This is a genomic window from Microbulbifer sp. Q7, from assembly GCF_001639145.1.
In the GTDB taxonomy this organism is placed as follows: domain Bacteria; phylum Pseudomonadota; class Gammaproteobacteria; order Pseudomonadales; family Cellvibrionaceae; genus Microbulbifer.
Map to the genome: position 1 here is coordinate 532,805 of NZ_LROY01000002.1, position 20,588 is coordinate 553,392.

Consider the following 20,588-nt stretch of genomic DNA (forward strand, 5'->3'; position numbering starts at 1 on the left):
TTCACACGTTAATAGAGCGTCTAATCAGAAGTTCACTTTGAAACGCGCGCCGTAAGTACGCGGCAGATTGGTGAACCGCAGATTATTGCCGTGGTCGATGATTCCCTTGTTAGACACGACTATGTCGGTCAAATTTGCGCCATAAACTTCGACGCGATATTTGCCGGAGCTGTCGGTAAAGCCAATACCCGCATCCACATTTACATAACCATCGACCTTATCGGCGTAATCCGGGTCGCTGCCGATCACGGTTGCACCGTCGACCAGGTCGTAATCGGTGTTGTTCCAGATACTCAGGTAGTAGTCACTGCGGTACATGGTAGAAATGGACCAGTCAAAGGTGCCGGCAGAGGTGTCCAGTTGCTGCGATAGCGCCATGGTCATGGTGAAATCGGAAGACAGCGGCAATTGCTTGCCGGCAATGTCCACGATGGGCAGATCGGTGCCCCAGCCCTGGCGAGTGTCCGCCATGGTGCCTTCCTTGATTTCCGCGTTGAGCCAGAGAGCGGTGAGGTCCAGCATCAGGTCGGCGGGCAGGAGGAATTTGCTTTCCAGCTCCAGGCCGGTAATTTCCGAATCGGCGATATTGCGGTTTTGTAGGGAACTCGCGCTGTCATTCTCGCCCGTTGCCACGATCATCTGAAACACCTGATCGGTGTAGTCGTAGAAAAAGGCGGAGGCGTTCAGGCGGGTAGGTACGCTGCCAAGGGTCAGTTCGTTTTTGCTGCCTACTTCGTACATCACCAGCTTTTCCGGTGAATAGGGCACGGCGACGAGATTGCCATCCGGGTCAACGAGGCTGTCGTTGAAACCACCAGATTTATGGCCAGAGGCGATACTGGCAAACAGCATGTTGTTCTCGGTCAGCTGATAGGTACCGCCGATACGGAAGTCGGTGTACTCCTCTTCATAACTACCTTCCTGCTGTTGTGGGCCGTAGTACCCGCCGGCCAAATCGTCTCCAAAGGGACATTCCGCTGTACCTTGCAGGCAAATGGCCAGCTCATCCAGGTTGTCGTCCACACCAAAACTTGTAATACCTGAAAGCAGATAGCTGAGCGCGTCGATCTGGCTCAGGTCGAACTCTGGCCGTGCGAGTCCGTCGTAGGCGAATCCGGGGCTGCCCCAGCGAACAGATTCAGGGCGGTTCTCTCCGGCCCAGAACCCGAATCCATAGTTGCCACCGGTGCCATAGCGGTATTTTTCTTCCTCGGTGCGGCGAATGCCGGCAAAGCCGGTGAGCTTTTCGGTGAAGTCATAGGAGATATCCGCATACACGGCGAGTGAAGAGCCATCCACGTCGGGCATGACCCATTCCGTTGCGTTGTACCAGTTCTCGATACCCGCGACATCCGTGAGGCTCATCAGGGAGGCCTGCTGGTCTTCGTCAAACTGGAAGATACCAGCGGTCCAGTTGAGAGAGCCGTCGCCACTGGAGAAAAGACGCAGCTCATTGACCACTGACTCGGACTGGGTGTCCCAGTATTGCGTGCTGTAGTTTTGCTGGTTGACGTCGTTGTGGCCGGGGAAGTCGACTCCGTCGTTGGAGGCGTTGGTCTGCTGGAAATCCAGGTCGCGATAACTGCTGGAAAGCTCCACTGAGACTCCGCCGAAGTCGTGGGTGAGTACTGCCATGATGCCACTGTGGGTGGAGTCCAGATCGCCCTCGGTACCGCGGTAGAGCACCGCGCGTGGGTCGTCCAGGTCGTCAAATTCGTAGCCCGCCTGCAGCGCCTGCTTGATCTGCGCGCCCGGATAGCCGGTACCGCCTTCTTTCGTTTGGTCTGCTACCACGTAGAGACTGGTGCCGTCACCGATCTGCCAAAGGGCGGAAAGGCGCAGTGACTGCACATCTTCGCTGCCGGCGGCATCGAGCGTGCTGTTGGTGCTGGCGTTACTGAAGTAGGGATCGTGTTGCTCGGTGTAGCCGGCCAGGCGCACCGCAAAGGTTTCGCTGACGGGCAGGTTCACTGCGCCGCGGGCGCCAAAATTACTGAAGTTGCCGGCAGAGAGTTCCAGATCTGCACTCGCCGCATCGAAATCCGGGCGGTTGGCAACAATGTTCAGGGTGCCGGCGGTGGCGTTGCGTCCGCGCAGAGTGCCCTGTGGCCCTTTTTTCACCTCAACCCGGGCAATATCGTAAAACATCGCACCCACACCACGGGGGCGAGGGATGTACACGCCATTCAGATGGGTTGCCGCTGCCGGGTCGCCGAGTTCGGTGTTGTTGCTGGAGCCGACGCCGCGGATGTAGATCTCCATATTGCCTTCCTGGTCGGCAATATTCAGACCGGCCACCACGTTCTGCAGGTTCTGAAAATTGGTGCCGACACCCAGCCGGTCGAGGCTCTCCTGATCAAACGATTGCGCCACACCGGCCAAGCTTTGCAGGGTTTGCTCGCGGCGCTCGACGGTGACCACCACTTCTTCCAGAACCGCTTTCGATGACGGCGTCTCGTCGGACTGGGCGTAAAGGTTGCTACTGATAAATCCGGTCAATACCGCGGTGACGGCCGCGGCCAGTTGGTCTCTCTTGTATCGCACCATCACTGGTACTCCTTTTTATGCTTGTATTGGAAACGAGCGCTCTTTTTTGAGGCGCCTGCCGCATTGTGGTCACCGGCGAGGCTCTGGTCGTCTTCGTAACTGCATTTGCACAAGGTTGAACGTCCAACTTTGGGTAAGGCGTGAACTTGGACATCCGGTTTTTGCCGATCTGGTTGGAAATTAGCCGTTCTGGTAATCTGATGGACATTGCAGCCCATAACAATACTTAGAGAGGCGGCCCGCCCATGGATATCCTGATCTTCAATGTCCACGATGTGGTCCTGATGATGACCAGCTATCAGTGCCTGCTGTTTGCCCTGTTGCTGACCGCGGTGCGCAGTGAACAAAAAAACAGCTATCTATTGCTGGCCGCGTTCCTGGTCACCCAGGCGTTGATCCCGATGGACACTCTGATCAGTTACGGCGCGGGTGTTCGCCAGTGGGCCATCGATACCTCCCCTAATCTCTTTTATCTGTTCGGGTTTGCCTACTGGCTCGAGGGGCCGGTGCTGCTCTGGTACACCCGTTCGTTGATCTATAAAGACTATCGGATCGGGCGGGCAGATTTGCTGTACCTGATTCCCTTTGCGGCCTACGCACTGTTTGAATATTTCACCTACTTCCGGTTCGACAGCGCGACGAAAATTGCCATGCTGGAGGGGTATACGCCCCAGGGCGAGTCGCTAATCAACCTGGTCATTGGCTTTGGTCGGGAGTCCTTGCGCCTGCTGTTCGGTATCTTTTGCCTGATCGAAATCCGCAATTGCCGGCGAGAAATGCGCGAGACCTACTCCAACGTGGAGCGTATTGATTTCAAATGGCTACTGATTCTTGTCTGGGGGTTTGTGCTGTTGCGCGGCTGGGCGGTGTTGGTCAATGTTGCCCTGACCCTCGCGGCGCAAATGGATATTGCGGTGGACTTCCGACTGATGGGGCTCGCCAGTAACTACACCGTGTTTATCCTGATCAGTGCGATGATTTTCTTCAGCCTTACCTATGCCTCCATGTTCGAGGGGATTGATCGCAAGCAGGTGGCCTCCAGCGCAGACGCGGTGATGATCGGCGCCAAGGAAGCGAATCAGGAGACGAGGCCTGCGGTGGATACCGAACTTGCGGAGCGCATTGCCCACTATATGCAAACGGAAAAACCCTATCTGGAACCCTCACTCACCCTGGAGCAATTGGCGGCGAAGCTGGATGTCCCCAAGCGCCATGTGTCGACAACTATCAACCGTCACTTTGAGCGCAACTTCTTTGAGTTCGTCAATCACTACCGCATCGAGGAGGCCAAGAGCCGCCTGAGTGATCCGCATTGCGCAGACCTCACCGTGATGGATGTCCTGCTGGATTGTGGCTTCAATACTAAGGCCACTTTTAATACGTTCTTTAAGAAATTGGTGGGAATGACACCAACGGAATTTCGCAAAAGTGCGTACCGCGGACATGGCTTGCCGGAAAAAACCGCATCCGTGCAGTAAACCGGAAGGCTTCCCTGTCGTTTTCGCCAAGGTGAGATTCAGTAGGTGGATCGACAGAGTGCTCTAATTTGGCAGGGGGCCCGCCGCTCTTGTTCATTTGGCCGTACTCTTTGTTCGAGGCGGTCGTGTAAAGAGCCGGCGGGCCGTATGCTTAAGATGACTTTCTATATGCGGCGGCTAAACCCTGGTTAACCGCGCATTTCCTCCAGTTCCATACCCTTGGTCTCGTGCACCATGTACAGCACAAAGGCGACGGAGAGCAGCGCAAACAGGGTATAGATACCATAGGCTCCCGCCAGGCCGATACCGGTGAGCATGATCGGGAAGGTCATGGTAATACCGAAGTTGGCTACCCACTGCGCCAGGCCGGAGACCGCCAGTCCGGAACCGCGGATCTGGTTGGGGAACATTTCACCGAGCATGGTCCACATGGCCGGGCCCCACGAGCCGTTGAAGAAGAACACATAGGCGTTGGCGGCGATCAGTGCCAGCAGGCCCATGCTCTGGGACAGTTGCAGCTTGCCATCCACCAGGGCGGAGTTGGCGAAGGCAAAGGCGACCAGGCCGAGGGTGATTGCCATACCGATGGACCCGACCAATAGCAGCGGTTTACGGCCGATCTTGTCGATCAGTGCCATGGTGATCAGGCAGGCCGCGATGCTGACGCCGCCGGAGATGATGTTGATCATCAGGGCGTCGGACTCGGAGAAGCCCACCGCCTGCCAGAGTACCGCACCGTAGTAGAACACCACGTTGATGCCGACCAGTTGCTGGAAAGTGGCGAGGCCAATGCCCACCCACACAATCTTGCGCACCTTGCCTACGCGGGAGCCCGCGGCTTCCAGCAGGTCTGCCATGCGCGGGCGGTGATCGCCGGCCACGGAGTTGCGGATGCTTTCCAGCTTACCGGCCACCGCTGCTTCGCCGTACAGTTTGCGCAGTACTTCCGTGGCCTTCGAGGTCTGTTTGGACAGCACCAGGTAGCGTGGGCTCTCGGGAATGAACAGCAGCGCAAGGAAGAACAGGGTGGCGGGGGCGATTTCAATCCAGAACATCCAGCGCCAGGCGTTGTAGCCCATCCACCATTCGTTCACCGCGGAACCTGCGGTGTTGGCGAGCCAGTAATTACTGACAAATGCCGCGAACAGGCCGGAAATGATGGCGATCTGGTTGATAGTGATCAGGCGCCCGCGGATGGCCGCCGGGGCAATCTCGCTGATATACGCCGGCGACATCACACTCGCCGCACCCACTGCCAGGCCGCCGAGAATGCGGTAGAACACAAATTCCGGTGAGCTGGCGGCAACGCCGGAACCCCAGGCGCTGACAATAAACAGTACCGCCGAAATCAGCAGCAGCGTCTTGCGCCCCCACAGGTCCGCTAGACGCCCGGCAAAGAAGGCGCCCACGGCACAACCGAGCAGCATGGAAGCCACGTTGAAGCCGGTACCTGCGGTGTTCGAATTAAACGCCTGTTGCAGTCCGGTCACGGTGCCGTTGATTACACCGCTGTCGAACCCGAACAGGAAGCCGCCGATGGTGGCGACACCGCAGATCAGCACGATAAAGGGAAGGGGGGGAGCGTCTTGATGGGCCTGGGGCGAGCCCTGGATGCCGTCGATGGAGTTCTCAATCGCTTGCATAGGTTACTTCCTGCATTTTTATTGTTGGCGGGGCGCTATGTGATCGCGCCCGGGAATGCCGACTCTTTGTGCGATTGCGCACAGAGAGGCAGCTTCTATGGTGACGTTTGGTCAGAGTAAAAGCGTCCTACTTTGCGAAAAAACCTAAAGTTGGACGCGGTTCCGGCGGTTAAAACGTCCCAGTTTCCGCGACAAGCCGCTGAAACCGGGACGCGCTGGTGATAAACCGCCGTTTAGCCCCGGATTTAACCCCGGGGGTTTGATCAGGGGTTTATCGCAGGGTAAAGCCACCCTCCAGGCCGGATTGTGCATCCGGCGCGACCCACACGCGGAAGTCACCGGGCTCGATCACCTGCTCCATCTGCGCGTTGTGGAAGGCCAGCTGGCGGGGCGACAGGGTGAACTGCACCTGCTGGGACTCGCCCGGGTTGAGAGTAATGCGCTCAAACCCTTTCAGCTCCCGCACCGGTCGCGACACGCTGCCCACCAGGTCACGCACGTACAGCTGGGCGGTTTCGGTGGCGGTGGTCTTGCCGGTGTTGGTAATGGTGGCAGATACCGTGAGCTGACCGTTGGCATCCAGGGTAGAACCCGAGAGCTCCAGATCACTGTATTCAAACTCGCTATAGGTCAGGCCATAGCCGAAGGGGAACAGCGGCTTGTGCCCGTAATCCAGCAGATTCGACGAGTTGCCCGGCTGGTGCTGGAACACCTCGCGGCCGATCTTTTCGATGCGGGTGTAGTTGTCTTCGGTTGCCGGCCGGCCGGTGGCCAGGTGGTTGTAGTAGATGGGAATCTGCCCTGCGCCCACCGGCCAGGTCAGAGGCAGGCGGCCGGACGGCGAGGTTTCACCGTAGAGCACATCGGCCAGCGCCGGACCCGCCATGGTGCCGGGGTGCCAGGCCATCATTACCGCATCTGCCTGCTCGAGGGTTTCGTCGAGCTGCAGCGGCCGGCCGGCCAGCAGCACCATGGCGAGTGGCTTGCCGGTTTTCGCCAACTCAGCCACCAATTCGGCCTGGACGCCGGGCAGGCGGATATCCCCGCGGCTGTGGCCCTCGCCGGAGAGGATCGCTTCCTCACCACCCACAAACAGCACCACGTCGGCTTTCTTCGCGGCCTTGATGGCGGCCTTGAAGCCACGGGTGCTGGTGTCACGGCTGTAATCCAGGCCGGCGGCGTAGAGGATTTCGCCTTCATCGCCCACCATGTCCCGCAAGGCGGGCAACAGGGTGCGGGAGTGTTGCTTGTCGCCGTTGTAGATCCAGGTGCCGAGCTGTTCGTGCGGTGCCTCCGCCAGTGGGCCGATCACGGCAACGGTCTGGCCTTTTTTCAGGGGCAGTAGCTGCTTGTCGTTCTTCAGCAGTACAAAGGTTTCTTTGGCGGCTTCTTTTGCCGCGTTCAGGAACTGGCCGTTGCGGATAATCTGCTCGCGCTCAGCTTTGGATTGGGCGCGGGGGTAGGGGTGGTTCCACAGGTCGAGACGCAGTTTGACCCGCAGGATATTGGCCACGGCGGTGTCCAGCTGAGCCTCTGAGAACTTGCCCTCGTCCATCAGCTGCGGCAGGAACTGCTCGTAGGTATCGGTGTGCATCTCCATATCGATGCCGGCGTTGGCGGCCAGGGTCGCCGCGTGTTTGCCGTCGCGGGCGAAACCGTGGGGCACCATCTCCATCACCGCGTTCCAGTCGCTCACCACAAAGCCGTCGAAACCCCATTCGTCACGCAGGATTTGCTTGAACAGGAAGGGGCTACCGGTGCCGGGTACATCGTTCAGGGTGCTGTAAGTGCTCATGATGCTTTGCATGCCCGCGTCGATACCGGCCTTGAATGGTGGCAGGTAGATGTCCCGCAGCAGGCGCTCGGGAATATACGCGCTGTTGTAATCCCGGCCACCTTCTGCGGCGCCGTAGCCGGCAAAGTGCTTGCCGCAGGCAGCAAGGCTGGTGGGGTCACCGAGGTTGTCGGTCTGGAAACCCTCCACCATGGCTACACCCAGAATCGAGGTGAGCAGCGGGTCTTCCCCCAGGGTTTCGGCAATACGGCCCCAGCGGGGATCACGGCTGATATCGATCATCGGCGCGAAGGTCCAGCGGATGCCGTCGGCACTGGCTTCCTGCGCGGCGATGCGCGCGCCGTTTTTGATCAGTTCCGGGTTCCAGCTGGCGGCCTGGCCGAGGGGGATCGGGAAGATGGTTTCATAGCCGTGGATCACGTCCTGGCCGAACAGCAGCGGGATGCCCAGCGGGCTTTCCTCGACCGCGAGGCGCTGCAGCTCCTCGAATGCATTTTTGTCCACGGAGCTGAAGTTGACGTTCAAAAACCCACCGACTCGACCTTCGCGCACGGCCTGCTTTATGGCCTTCATATCGGAGGCGCCGAAGGTGCCCCAGTCGCGCAGGGCCAGCTGGCCGATTTTTTCCTGCAGGGACATCTGCGCGAGCAGATTCTGGATTTGTGACTCGATGGATTCTTGTTGCTGCTGTTGGGGCGTGGCGGCGGCAACTGATTCGTTAGCGGCCTGCAGGGGGAGGGTTGCGGCGAGCGATAGAAGCCCGGCCATAACGCCAACATAAAGGGGGTGCTTTTTCATGGTGCTCACTCTGATACTTTTTGTCTTTTGGACGTCTCTCAGATACTGCTTTGCGGGCATCTGTTCGCTTCTACGCCTTGGTGCATGTGGCAGGCGCGGGGAAAAAGGCCCCCATCTCATCGAGAGGGGGCGAGGGAGACAAGCGAAGATGACGATCGCTTTTGGATTTAAATCGGCAACGAATTAAAAGTTGTAGTTACCGCGAATGCCGTAGAAGCGGGGCATGGAAATCGGACCCTTGATTACATGGTCACCGCCGCCAGCCCAGTAGGTTTCTTTCTGGTCGGTGAGGTTGTAAACAAAGGCTTCCACATTCCACTTATTGTCCGGCGCTTCCAGCTTGAGGGTGCTGTTCACACTGTGGAATGCCGGGCGTACATCGCTAAAGGCGTCTGGTGTTTCGGTGACAAAAGCGTCGTAGTGCTTATCCACGTTCTGGAAAGTGTGGTACGACTTGTCCCGCCAGAAATAGCTCAGGTGAGGAACAATGGCAAAGCCGTTATTGAAGCGGAACGTGTGGGTGTAATTCAGCTTGGCGCTGAGCTTCGGTGACGCGGCCAGTTCGTTGCCTTTCAGGTTGACCTTCATGGCATCGTTGTCTGGATTGGTGGCGGCACCGTGATCCACTTCGAACAGGTCGGTAGCGGCGAAATCCCAGTGATAGATAAAGTCGCTGGTAATTTCGGTATCCAGCCAAGTGACGTAACCGTCGAAGCGACCGTTTTCGATCGGCGCCCAGTCAAACTCTACTTCCAGGCCTTTAATAACGGCGGTGCCGATATTGTCGGTCTGGAACACGGTCTGGGTTTCGGTGGTGATTTCGCCGGTCAGTTCACCGGTTTCGTCCGCGCGCTCTTCCACGTAGTAGGGGAAGATACCTTTGGCGGAGGCCGCCTGCATATCTTCGTAGTCGCTGTAGAACAGGGTCGCCATCACGTTCAGGCTACCGTCCAGATAAGTACCCTTGGTACCCAGCTCGTAAGTGGTGACCACTTCCGGGTCGTAGGTATTGCGGTGGCGCTCTTTGATGATGCGGTCGCCATTGTCGTCGAGGAGATATTCCGCTGTGGCGGGATCCTGCTCGAATTGCACAAACACGTCGCCAATACCGCCGGACTTGAAGCCGTTGGCCACATAGCCGAACACCATCAGGTCGTCGTTGACGATGTAGTCCAGGCCCACACGGTAGTTGGTGAAGTCCCAGCTGCCTTTGGTCTGGTTATCACTGATTGCCGTGTAAATGCCGGGATCGTCAAAGTAGTCGGTGGGCAACTGGTTGAACGCATCGCGATCCCACGCGGGGAAGCAGCGCTCGCCGGTTTGCGGGTTGATGGTGTCGCCGTTACAGGTCATGTTGCGGCCGCCCACATCCTGCTTGGTGTCTTCGGTGTGGCGCAGGCCCAGGGTCAGATTCAGCTGGTCGGTGACTGCGTAGGTTCCCTGGGTAAAGAAGGCCTGGGACTTGAGCGTGCGGTTGGGCTGGTTCCAGAAATCCGCATTGGGTCCACTGTTGATCCAGCCACCCTGCATATTGTTGTCTTCTTCAAAGTAGAAGGCACCTGCAATCCATTGCAGTGGGCCGGAGCCTGTGGACTGCAGCTGCAGCTCGTGGGACTGGGAGACAAAGGTGGCATCGCGGAAGAAGATGGACATATCCCAGCCGGTGATACCGCGATCCTGGTCGGAATGCTGCGAGCGCACCTGTTCCGCCCAGCCGGCGTTGTAGACCAGGGCAATTTCGTCAGACAGGTCCCAGCTCAGGTTGGAGCGCACCGAGTCGATGCTGAGATCGAGGAATCCGGGTACGCTGACGTTGACGGTGTAGTCGTCGGCACCGGGGCCGTAAACACTCTCACAGCCCAGCAAGCCGGTAACCGGGGTGGCAGAGATGTTGCCGTCGGCATCGACATAGTTGCCGTCCCAGTCTTTCTTGATCCGCTTGTCTGCCATGTCGCAGTTCAGGGTGTCGGCTCCGCCGGCGCTGTTGTCCTGGAACTGCTCGTAGGCCAGCATCCACGACAGGGATTCGGTGGGCTCCCACAGGGCGCTCACGCGGAACGCGTACTGGTCAGAATTGTTGTAGAAGTCGGACGGGTCGGCTTTGACCAGTTCCTGTACCTCGCCACTGCCCCAGCGCTCGCGCTGGCGCAGGCTGCGGTCTTCATCGGCGCCGGTGTAGACCGGTGCATTCTGGATTTCTTCCGGCAGGTAACGCACGTCCCACTGGTTGGGATCGTAATAACCGTCGAGGTACGAGTCGCGGGTTTCCTGCATAAAGGACGCGCGCAGGGCGAAGGTGTCGCTCACCGGGATGTTGAGCATGCCGCGGGTTTGCTGGTGATTCCAGCGGCCCGCTTCAATACCAATGGACGCATCGAATTCGTTGAAGTCCGGGCGCTTGGAAATGATGTTGACGTTACCCACGGTGGAGTTACGTCCGAACAGGGTGCCCTGGGGGCCGCGCATGGCTTCCACCCGCTCCACGTCGAACATCAGCGCCATGGCGCCCTGCGGACGAGGCGAGTAAATGCCGTCCAGGTGCAGGCCCACAGACGGGTCGCCCAGTTCGGTAATATTGGTGGAGCGTACACCGCGCATAGCGACCACGGGCGCGGTCTGCGAGGAGTCCATGGAAATTTCCATGTTTGGCACCATCTGTGCCATGTCCTTGATGTTGGTCAGACCTTCGCGGTCCAGTTTTTCCTGGCTAAAAGCGGTGATGGAAATCGGGGTTTCCATCAGATTGGTTTCGCGCTTGGTGGCGGTGACCGTGACCTCTTCGAGTGCAGTGGTCGCGTAAGCGCTTTGTGTTTCTTCCTGCGTTTCCTGTTGTGCGTATGCCCAGCCGGAGTTCACCAGCGCAATGGAGAGTGCCAGTGGCGTGTGCAGTCTCTTCATCGGTATTCCTCTCATGTTTATTGTTTTGAGTCGCTATGTGGGCGACGGAGGAAATTTGCCAAATGCCTGCAGAGCCGGCGTCCGAATGCGGTTACTCGAACGCAAAAAACAGGATTTTTTTGGCGTTCGACTATCCTACGCGCAGTCGAACCTGGAGTAAACGGTTGAAAATCAATGGCTTAGCGGTTTTGGTCGGTGGAGGCGGCGGGCTGGAAATCGGTTAAAAATTTGGTTGAAAAAAGGGCCGCGGGAGTGGTTCCGGCGGCCCAAGGCGAGAGAGAGTCCGTCAGTTGCGGTTAGTTTTCAAACAGCCACAGCTGGTTGTCGCCGCCGTGGTAGGTCCACTGCTGGATATTGCCGCCGGCGCTGGTGGAGCCATCCTGCACATCCAGTGACTTGCCGCTCATGGCCGACAGAATGCGGAAGCGGTTGCCCGAGACCGGTTCGACAATCCAGTGCTGGTTGTCGCCGCCGCCGTACTCCCACTGCTGGATGTTGGCGCCGTTACTGGAGGAGATATCCTGGACATCGAGCGCGAGTCCGCTGTAGCGGTTTTCGATGCGATAGTTCCCGTTGCTGAGTGTGGTGACCTGCCAGGACTGGCTACCACCCTGAATCACATTGCCGCCGTTGCTGGTGGCATTGTTGGCAACGCCCAGCAACAGGCCGCTGGCCAGGTTGCGGATCTGGTACTCGCCATCGGCAAGGGGGCCAGATGGCGGTGGGGTGGGGTCCACGGGTTCTTCCTCCCCGCTGCCCGCTTCCAGCTCGAACCAGTTCAGGTTGAATCCGGGGCCCGCTACCTGCAGGCGCAGGGTCTGGGTACCGGCGCTCAGGCTCACGTTGGTGGAAACGGACTGCCAGTTCTGCCAGCCGCCGGTGTTGGGCAGGCTGGTGTCGGCCGCCTGGGCACCGTTGGCCAGTAATCGCAGTTGCCCGGTATTGGCGGTGCTGGCGACGCGATAGGTCAGTGTGTACTCGCCATCTTGCGGTACATCGACGCGGTAATCGAGCCAGTCACCACTGTCGGTCCAGCCGACATTCTTGCCGCCGCCGTTGTCGCTGGTGTCTTCCAGCTGGATACCGGACATGGCGCAGTAGCTCTCCGCTTCGACGCGGCCGACGGCCTGCGCAGTGGCGGAATCACAGCCAGCCGGAGGCGGGGTGCTTCCGCCGCTGGTCTTGATGGCATCGTAGAAGCCCTGGTGCCAGCTGACGTTGCTCGCCCCGTTGCCGATGTGGTTTTGGGCAAAGTCGATCATGCCCGCATAGGCATTGGCCGGCGGGGTGCCACCGTGGTTGATGTAATTCACCACCTGGCTGTAGATGCTGTTGGGGGCGATGGTCCACAGGGTGCGGTCGTGGCTCATCTTTTTGAACGACCAGGGGAATTGGCCGGCAATATTGTTCACTGACCAGTCGGTGAGCTGGCGGATGATATCGTTGTTGTCCTCGCCATATTCTCCCAGGATCATCGGCACGCCTAAGGCATTGGTGATGTCCACGCGGGGATACAGATCGGGGATCCATGCGGTATTGCCGAACACATAGTGGTGGGTCTGGTACACCAGGTTGTGGTCCCAGCGGGCGCTGATACCGGTGTTGGTCTGGGTGGCAGAATCGGTCCAGTCGATCTTCTGCATATCCGAACCCCACCAGCTGCCTTCGGCAACGATGGCGTGGTTATTGTCCACTTCGCGGATGGCATCGCGCATCGCAATCAGCGACGGCAACAGCTCGTATTCGCGCCCGGCCTGGGGCACCGGTTCGTTGATCAGGTCGTAGCCCCAGACTACCGGTTCATTCTTGTAGCGGTCGGCAATGTGTCGCCACACCTGGCTGGCGATCTGTACATTGTTGCCATCCCAGAATTTTACCGAGTCCCGCGGCTGGCCCGCGTTGGAGTCGATGTTGTCACTGTGGTCGCCGGGGTTCTGGTAGCCGGGGGCGGCGTGCATATCCAGCAGCACATAGAGCCCGTGGGTTCGGCAGTAATCGATCAGGCGATCAAAATACTGGAAGCCGTGATCCGACAATTGCCCGTTTTCCCAGAACAGGTTGTAGTGGAAGGGCACCCGCACGGTATTGAAACCGAGGCTTTTCAAGTCTGCGATTTCCCGTTCGGTCACGTAATTCAGGCGCCACTGGTGTTCGAACTCTTTCGCCTGTGCCATGCTGCCGAAGGTGTCCGCGAGGCTGTTGAGGAATTGGGTATGGGTGCGGTAATTGAAGTCACCCATCATCAGGTAGCCTTCCCACAGCAGCCAGTTGCCGAGGTTGATGCCGTTCAGGTGGATGGGGTTGCCATTGCCGTCCACGATCTCGGTACCGTCTGTGTGCACGTACTGCGCGTGGGCCTTGTCAATGGCGGTGAGGGGAGACAACAGGGCCAGCAGTGTTAGTAGGCTGCCGAGCCTGCTTGCAGAGTTAAATCTCATCATGCTTTCCTTTATTATGCGTTTGATGTTGAGAATGTTGGGCGAGTGAATCGCCCACTGCACCCTAAGAGGTAGGGGCGAGCTGCGTCGTTCTGACGGCGTGAAATATTGGGTGTGTGATCAGTCGAACCCGTTCGGCTGCCGCGCGGGACTCGAACTTCCTGTTGTGCCTGGAAAATTAGAAAAAAAATCTACAAATGAACCTGGTTCTATTTAATTTCCATGACGTGGTGCTGCTGATGACAGCGATGCAGTGCCTGTTTTTCGCGGCGCTGTTGCTGGCCACGAATACCAGTCGGCAAGCCAGCACTTACTTCCTCGCGGCCTTCCTGTTCGCGCACGCGTTTATTCCGCTGCACGAGTTGGTGCTGTGGGGCGCCGAGTTCAAGTTTGCGGTGCGTGAATGGTTGCCGCAGGTCTATTTTCTTGGCGGCTTTGCTTATTACCTCGATGGCATGTTGCTGTTCTTTTGTGTGAAATCCCTCATCTTTCGTGACTTTTCCCTGCGTCCGAGAGATGCGATGCACCTGCTGCCGTTTGTGCTGGCACTGGTATATATGAGTGCGGTCTTCTTCCGTTTGCCCCTGGAGCAGCGCCTTGAACTCATCAGCAGCGAGTCTCTGGTGTATGGCTGGCACTACGTGCTGGTGGAGTTCTTGTGCAAGGTGTTGCGCGTGGCCTATTGCCTGTGGTCGCTGTGGTTGATCGTCCATTACACCCATCGCCTGAAGTCCACCCACTCCAATGTGGAGAAGGTGGATGTCACCTGGATCAAGGTGCTGGTCGCGGGCTTTATGCTGGTGATGTTGATGGAGGTGGTGCTGAGTGTCGCCAAAATGTTCAGCTTGTATCAGCATTACGATTTGGGGGTGTTCGAAAGAATCGGCCTGACTGGCTATTACACCGTATTTGTTCTGGTGAACTTGCTGGTGTTTACTGGTGTGCGCTATTTCGCCAGCTTCGAATCCCTGCGCCAGCCCGAGAAAGTGCGCAAGCCGTCTGGCGAGCAGGTGTTCAACCCCGTTCTGGCGGAAGAAATTGACCGCAAGATGCGCGCCGAGAAGCTTTACCTGCAACCGGATGTCACCATTGACCTACTGGCCGAGAGCCTGGCGATCCCCACCCGTGACCTGTCGATGGTGATCAACCGGCACTTTAAGATGAATTTTTACGAATTTATTAACCGTTATCGTATTCAGGAGGCCATGCGCCTGCTGCGCAGTGCCGATGGGGAAGGAAAGACCATTACCGACATCTATTTGGAAGTGGGTTTTAACAGTAAATCCGTGTTCAATACCTTCTTTAAGAAGGCCGCGGGCATGACCCCGTCCCAGTACCGCCGTGCGGACACCGTACCGCAAATCGCCTGACCGCCAGATAGCGTGATGGCAGGTGCTGTCCACCTGCGATCACCGGATGGCGGGTATACTCTATGTCGCCAATACTCTGTGTCGCCAATACATCGTCTCGCCAATACACCACCTCAACTGCCTGCCTATGTCCGACATTGCCGCTAAATTGACCGGTGCGCTGCAGAGCGCACTGCAGCGTTACCCGGTATCGGGGCAGCGGTGGCTGGGTTTTTCCGGCGGCCTGGATTCCACCGTGCTGTTACATCTGCTTGCCAAGGCCGACGTTCCGTTCACCGCGCTGCACATCAATCATGGCTTGAGTGCGCGCGCGGCGTCATGGCAGGCGAGCTGTGCGGCGCTGGCGGATCGTTTGGGCGTTGCATTTGTCGCCCGGTCGGTGGACGTGGACCGCGCCGATGGCGGTCTCGAGCAGGGGGCGAGGCACGCCCGCTACCGCGCTTTCGAGCGGGTCATGGGGCCGGGCGACCAGATACTGCTCGCTCACCACGCCGATGACCAGGCCGAGACCTTTTTGCTGAGGCTGTTGCGCGGCGCCGGGGTGCTCGGACTGGGTGGCATGCCGGAATGGCGCCCGCTGGGGCACGAGCGGGATGGCAAAAGCCTGCTGCGGCCATTAATGGCGGCAAGCCGAGCGGAACTGGAAACCTACGCCCGCGCGCAGGGCTTGCCGTGGATTGAAGACGAGAGCAATGCCGATCTTTCGATTGACCGGAATTATCTTCGTAGTCAGGTGTTGCCCCCGCTGGCGCAGCGCTGGCCGGTGCATGCGCGGATAGCGCGGGCGACGGAAAATCTGCGGGACGCCGCGGCTCTGTTGGGTGAGTTGGCGGAGCAAGATCTGCAGACCTGCGATTGTCGCCGCGAGGCATTCGGGCAGAGCGTTGATCTTGCGCCGTTTGCCAAACTCTCCGGCGCGCGCCGCAAAAACGCCCTGCGTGGCTGGTTGCAACAGGTCGGGGCGGGTATGCCCGAGGCGGCCCAGCTGGAGCAGGCCTTGCAACAGGTTGGCGCCGATGATGATGCGGTGCCGGCCGTCTCCCTGGGAGAGCGGGTGTTGCGCCGCTATCGCGATCGCCTGTATCTCACACCACAATTGCAACCTTTGGATGCTATTGATGGAGGTGAGATTCGGTGGGACGGATCAAGCCAGCTGGCATTGCCGGGCCACTGGGGGCTTTTGCCCAGTGCCCAGTGGCCCGTGGCCGACTATCGGGTTCGCTTCCGTATTGGCGGCGAAAGAGCCAAACCGCGAGAGCGGCATCACTCCCAGACCCTGAAAAAGCTGTTGCAGGAGTATGCTCTTCCGCCGTGGCTGCGGGATCGTGTACCACTGATCTACCGGGCGCAGGAGCTGGTGGCTGTCGGCGACCTGTTTGTCACGGCGGATGGGCCCGCAAAGCCACCAATTTGGCGGTTTTTAGATTGAGCAGAAACTGCCTTTCTGGTAGTCTGGCGTCCCATCTCAAAGGCACCGGGTTGCACCAGTCTGCACGCCCGAGCCAGTCCCGCACGCCCGTACCCGTCGGGCATTCAACTGACCAAGGTTTTGCATGACGCGCTATATATTTGTCACTGGCGGCGTGGTTTCCTCATTGGGGAAAGGTATCGCCTCCGCTTCTCTGGCCGCTATCCTCGAAGCCCGTGGCCTGAAGGTCACTATCCTGAAGCTCGACCCTTATATCAACGTTGATCCGGGCACCATGAGCCCCTTCCAGCACGGCGAGGTCTACGTGACCGAAGATGGCGCCGAGACGGATCTGGATCTGGGCCACTACGAACGCTTCATTCGCACGCGGATGTCCAAGCGCAACAATTTCACCACCGGCCGGGTCTACGAAACCGTGCTGCGCAAAGAGCGCCGCGGTGACTACCTGGGGGGCACCGTACAGGTGATCCCGCACATCACCGACGAGATCAAGCGCCGGGTGATTGAAGGCGGCCGCGACGTGGACGTTGCCATCGTCGAGATCGGCGGTACCGTGGGGGATATCGAATCCCAGCCATTCCTGGAATCCGTGCGCCAGCTGCGTGTGGAAATGGGGACTAATCGTGCCCTGCTGATGCACCTGAGCTATGTGCCCTACCTCGCCACAGCCGGTGAAACCAAAACCAAGCCTACCCAGCACTCGGTGAAAGAGCTGCGCTCCATCGGCCTGCAGCCGGACATCCTGCTGTGCCGCTCCGAGCGCGCCATCGACGACGACTCCCGCCGCAAAATCGCGCTGTTCACTAACGTGGAAGAGCGCGCGGTGGTACCGCTGCCCGACGCCAAAACCATCTACGGCGTGCCGCGCATGCTGCACGAATATGGTCTGGACGAAATCGTGGTGGAAAAACTCCAGCTCGACACCGACGCGCCGGACCTGTCCGAATGGGACGCCGTGGTCGACGGCAAGCTGAACCCGCAGCACGAAGTCAAGATCGCCATGGTCGGCAAATATATGGAGCTGCTGGACGCTTACAAATCCCTGATCGAATCCCTGGTACACGCCGGTATCAAAAACCGCGTCAAGGTGAATATCGATTTCATTAATGCGGAAGATGTTGAAGGCGAGAATGGCCTGGACCTGATCAAAGGTGCCGACGCGGTACTGGTACCGGGTGGTTTCGGCGAGCGCGGCCTGGAAGGCAAGTTGGAATCCGTGCGCTATGCCCGCGAAAACAATGTGCCGTTCCTCGGCATCTGCCTGGGTCTGCAGTCCGTCGTGATTGAGTACGCGCGTAACGTACTTGGCCTGGAAGGGGCTAACAGCACCGAGTTTGATGCCAAGTCACCGCATCCGGTAATCGGCCTGATTACCGAGTGGATCGATAGCGAAGGCAATATCGAAAAGCGCGATGAAAAGTCTGACCTTGGCGGCACCATGCGTCTGGGTGGACAGGAATGCCGACTGGCGAAAGATTCCAAGGCCCGTGAGATTTATGGCAAGGACGTGATTGTCGAGCGTCACCGTCACCGCTATGAAGTCAACAACAATTACGTTGATCGCTTGCAGAAAGCCGGTCTCAAGATTGGTGGCTGGTCTGCGGACGACACCCTGGTGGAAATGGTTGAACTGCCCGAACACGCGTGGTTTGTTGCCTGTCAGTTCCACCCGGAGTTCACCTCGACCCCGCGCGACGGTCACCCGCTGTTTGAAAGCTTTGTTGCCGCGGCCCTGAAACACAAGCAGGCCTGATGGTTGGTCGTCAGGCACGGCCGCGCAATCGCGGTCGCGCCTGGTGTATTCAAAATGCATTGAGCGATACCCAGAGTATCTCTGGCTTGGGAAACGATAAAAATGAAGCTTATTGAAGTAGGCAACCTGCAGGTTGCCAACGACAGACCGTTCACCCTATTTGGCGGCATGAACGTTCTGGAGTCCCGGGATATGGCCATGAAAGTGGCCGAACACTATGTCAATGTGACCGACAAACTGGGTATTCCCTACGTATTCAAAGCGTCCTTTGACAAGGCGAACCGCTCCTCGATTCACAGCTATCGCGGCCCTGGAATGGAAGAGGGGTTGAAGATCTTTGAAGAAGTCAAAAAGACCTTTGGCGTCCCGCTGATTACCGACGTGCACGAACCCCATCAGGCCGCTCCGGTGGCCGAAGTAGTGGACGTGATCCAGTTGCCCGCCTTCCTTGCGCGCCAGACCGATCTGGTGGCAGCGATGGCCGCTACGGGTGCGGTGATCAATGTGAAGAAGCCGCAGTTTATGAGCCCGCCGCAGGTCAAAAACGTGGTGGAGAAATTTGCCGAAGGCGGCAACGAGAAAATTATCCTGTGCGAGCGCGGTGCCTGTTTCGGTTACGACAACCTGGTTGTCGACATGCTCGGCTTCCGCACCATGATCGACGCCTCTGGCGGCGCACCGCTGATTTTTGACGTAACCCACTCCCTGCAGATGCGGGATCCGGGCGGTGCTGCCTCTGGCGGTCGCCGCGCCCAGGTCACCGAGCTGGGCCGTGCCGGCCTCGCCATCGGTATCGCCGGTCTTTTCCTGGAAGCGCACCCGAATCCAGAAAAAGCCCTGTGCGATGGCCCGAGTGCATTGCCCCAGGAAAAACTGGAGCCCTTCCTGGCGCAAATGAAGGCCGTGGACGATCTGGTAAAAGGCCTGGAGCCGCTGGACACCAAGTAGTAACAAATAACTAAAACGAGTGGCTCCGAGCAGTGGGCCACCAAATCCAAACCTCACAGACACATTATTCCCGATTAACAAGGAGCCCGTTGTAAACATGAGCAAGATTGTTGCTGTTAAAGCTTTTGAAGTATTGGATAGCCGTGGTAACCCCACCGTTAACGCCGATGTGATTCTCGAGTGCGGCGCGGTAGGTTCTGCCTGCGCACCTTCTGGCGCTTCCACCGGCTCCCGCGAAGCCCTCGAACTGCGCGACGGCGACAAAAGCCGTTACCTGGGTAAAGGTGTGCTGAAGGCCGTTGAAAACATCAACGGTGAAATCGCCAGCCTGCTCGTCGGCAAAGACGCCACCGACCAACGCGCTCTCGACCAGATCATGATCGACGCCGACGGCACCGAGAACAAAGCCAAGCTGGGCGCCAACGCCATTCTGGCCGTTTCCCTCGCTGCTGCTAAAGCTGCGGCCATCTCCAAGGGCATCCCCCTGTATCAGCACATTGCCGAAATCAACGGCACTGCCGGCGAATACACCCTGCCGGTACCGATGATGAACATCATCAACGGTGGTGAGCACGCCGACAACAACGTCGACATCCAGGAATTCATGATCCAGCCGGTGAAAGCCAAAACCTTCGCCGAAGCCTTGCGCCAGGGTGCTGAGATCTTCCACGCGCTGAAAAAAGTATTGTCTGCCCAAGGCCTGAACACCGCCGTGGGTGACGAAGGCGGCTTCGCCCCCAACCTGCCGTCCAACGAAGGCGCACTGAAAGTGATCGCCGAAGCCGTTGAAGCGGCCGGTTACAAACTGGGCGACGACATTACCCTCGCCCTGGACTGCGCCTCTTCCGAATTCTACAAAGACGGCAAGTACAACCTGTCTGGCGAAGGCAAAGAGTTCGACAGCGAAGGCTTCGCCTCCTACCTGCAGGAACTGTCTGAAAACTACCCGATCATCTCCATCGAAGACGGCATGGACGAAAGCGACTGGGACGGCTGGAAAATCCTCACCGACAAAATCGGCAAGAAAGTCCAGCTGGTGGGCGACGACCTGTTCGTTACCAACACCAAGATCCTGAAAGAAGGTATCGAAAAGGGCGTGGGCAACTCCATCCTGATCAAGTTCAACCAAATCGGCTCCCTGAGCGAGACCCTGGACGCGATCAAAATGGCCAAAGACGCTGGCTTCACCGCGGTTATTTCTCACCGCTCCGGTGAAACCGAAGACACCACCATCGCCGACCTGGCCGTTGCCACCGCGGCTGGCCAGATCAAAACCGGCTCTCTTTGCCGCTCCGACCGCGTAGCCAAGTACAACCGCCTGCTGCGCATCGAGGCCGAGCTGGAAGGCAAGGCGCCTTACCGCGGCATTGCTGAGTTCAAGTAATTCAGTAAGCTCGGTAAACTGGCTGGAACTCGTACCGGAACTCGAATCGAGGACTCCGATGCGAAGGCGCTGCTGCCGGTGCCCCTTCCCGGGACCTTCTGCGACAG

General features: G+C 58.4%; 11 protein-coding genes. 6 read left to right on the plus strand and 5 right to left on the minus strand.

Features of this window, described 5'->3' with window-relative positions; all coding sequences use genetic code 11:
• Nucleotides 1–24: 24 nt before the first annotated feature.
• Nucleotides 25–2,547: a TonB-dependent receptor gene (locus AU182_RS07955; RefSeq protein WP_066963361.1), complete on the minus strand. Its 2,523-nt coding sequence runs from the start codon at nucleotides 2,545–2,547 to the stop codon at nucleotides 25–27.
• 245 nt (nucleotides 2,548–2,792) lie between these two features.
• Between AU182_RS07955 and AU182_RS07960 the strand changes: the two genes are divergently transcribed.
• Nucleotides 2,793–4,025 (plus strand): AraC family transcriptional regulator, encoded by a 1,233-nt coding sequence (locus tag AU182_RS07960; RefSeq protein ID WP_066963367.1) that lies wholly within the window; start codon nucleotides 2,793–2,795, stop codon nucleotides 4,023–4,025.
• A 188-nt stretch (nucleotides 4,026–4,213) separates the two neighbouring features.
• On the opposite strand, the gene AU182_RS07965 is transcribed toward AU182_RS07960, so the two are convergent.
• From AU182_RS07965 to AU182_RS07980, 4 genes are all read right to left on the minus strand, one after another.
• Entirely contained in the window at nucleotides 4,214–5,668 is a 1,455-nt protein-coding gene (locus tag AU182_RS07965) for a sugar porter family MFS transporter (protein ID WP_082859301.1), read from the minus strand.
• A gap of 271 nt (nucleotides 5,669–5,939) precedes the next feature.
• A complete protein-coding gene (locus AU182_RS07970; RefSeq protein ID WP_227718175.1) occupies nucleotides 5,940–8,261 on the minus strand; it encodes a glycoside hydrolase family 3 N-terminal domain-containing protein in 2,322 nt (773 codons plus the stop codon).
• 183 nt (nucleotides 8,262–8,444) lie between these two features.
• On the minus strand, nucleotides 8,445–11,159 hold the full coding sequence (locus AU182_RS07975; RefSeq protein WP_066963372.1) for a TonB-dependent receptor: 2,715 nt from the start codon (nucleotides 11,157–11,159) through the stop codon (nucleotides 8,445–8,447).
• A 296-nt stretch (nucleotides 11,160–11,455) separates the two neighbouring features.
• On the minus strand, nucleotides 11,456–13,597 hold the full coding sequence (locus tag AU182_RS07980) for a carbohydrate-binding protein (RefSeq protein ID WP_066963377.1): 2,142 nt from the start codon (nucleotides 13,595–13,597) through the stop codon (nucleotides 11,456–11,458).
• Between the two features lie 197 nt (nucleotides 13,598–13,794).
• Here AU182_RS07980 and AU182_RS07985 point away from each other — a divergent pair, with 197 nt between their 5' ends.
• The 5 genes from AU182_RS07985 (at nucleotide 13,795) to eno (ending at nucleotide 20,481) form a co-directional block, all read left to right on the plus strand.
• Nucleotides 13,795–14,967, plus strand: a complete 1,173-nt coding sequence (locus tag AU182_RS07985; protein ID WP_066963380.1) for a helix-turn-helix domain-containing protein — start codon at nucleotides 13,795–13,797, stop codon at nucleotides 14,965–14,967.
• A gap of 46 nt (nucleotides 14,968–15,013) precedes the next feature.
• Complete coding sequence (gene tilS / locus AU182_RS07990) at nucleotides 15,014–16,396, plus strand: tRNA lysidine(34) synthetase TilS (RefSeq protein ID WP_227718176.1); 1,383 nt, start codon at nucleotides 15,014–15,016, stop codon at nucleotides 16,394–16,396.
• A gap of 124 nt (nucleotides 16,397–16,520) precedes the next feature.
• Nucleotides 16,521–18,149: a CTP synthase gene (locus AU182_RS07995; RefSeq protein ID WP_066963384.1), complete on the plus strand. Its 1,629-nt coding sequence runs from the start codon at nucleotides 16,521–16,523 to the stop codon at nucleotides 18,147–18,149.
• 102 nt (nucleotides 18,150–18,251) lie between these two features.
• Nucleotides 18,252–19,097 (plus strand): 3-deoxy-8-phosphooctulonate synthase, encoded by an 846-nt coding sequence (gene kdsA, locus AU182_RS08000; RefSeq protein WP_369802069.1) that lies wholly within the window; start codon nucleotides 18,252–18,254, stop codon nucleotides 19,095–19,097.
• 97 nt (nucleotides 19,098–19,194) lie between these two features.
• A complete protein-coding gene (gene eno / locus AU182_RS08005; protein WP_066963390.1) occupies nucleotides 19,195–20,481 on the plus strand; it encodes a phosphopyruvate hydratase in 1,287 nt (428 codons plus the stop codon).
• Nucleotides 20,482–20,588: the final 107 nt, after the last annotated feature.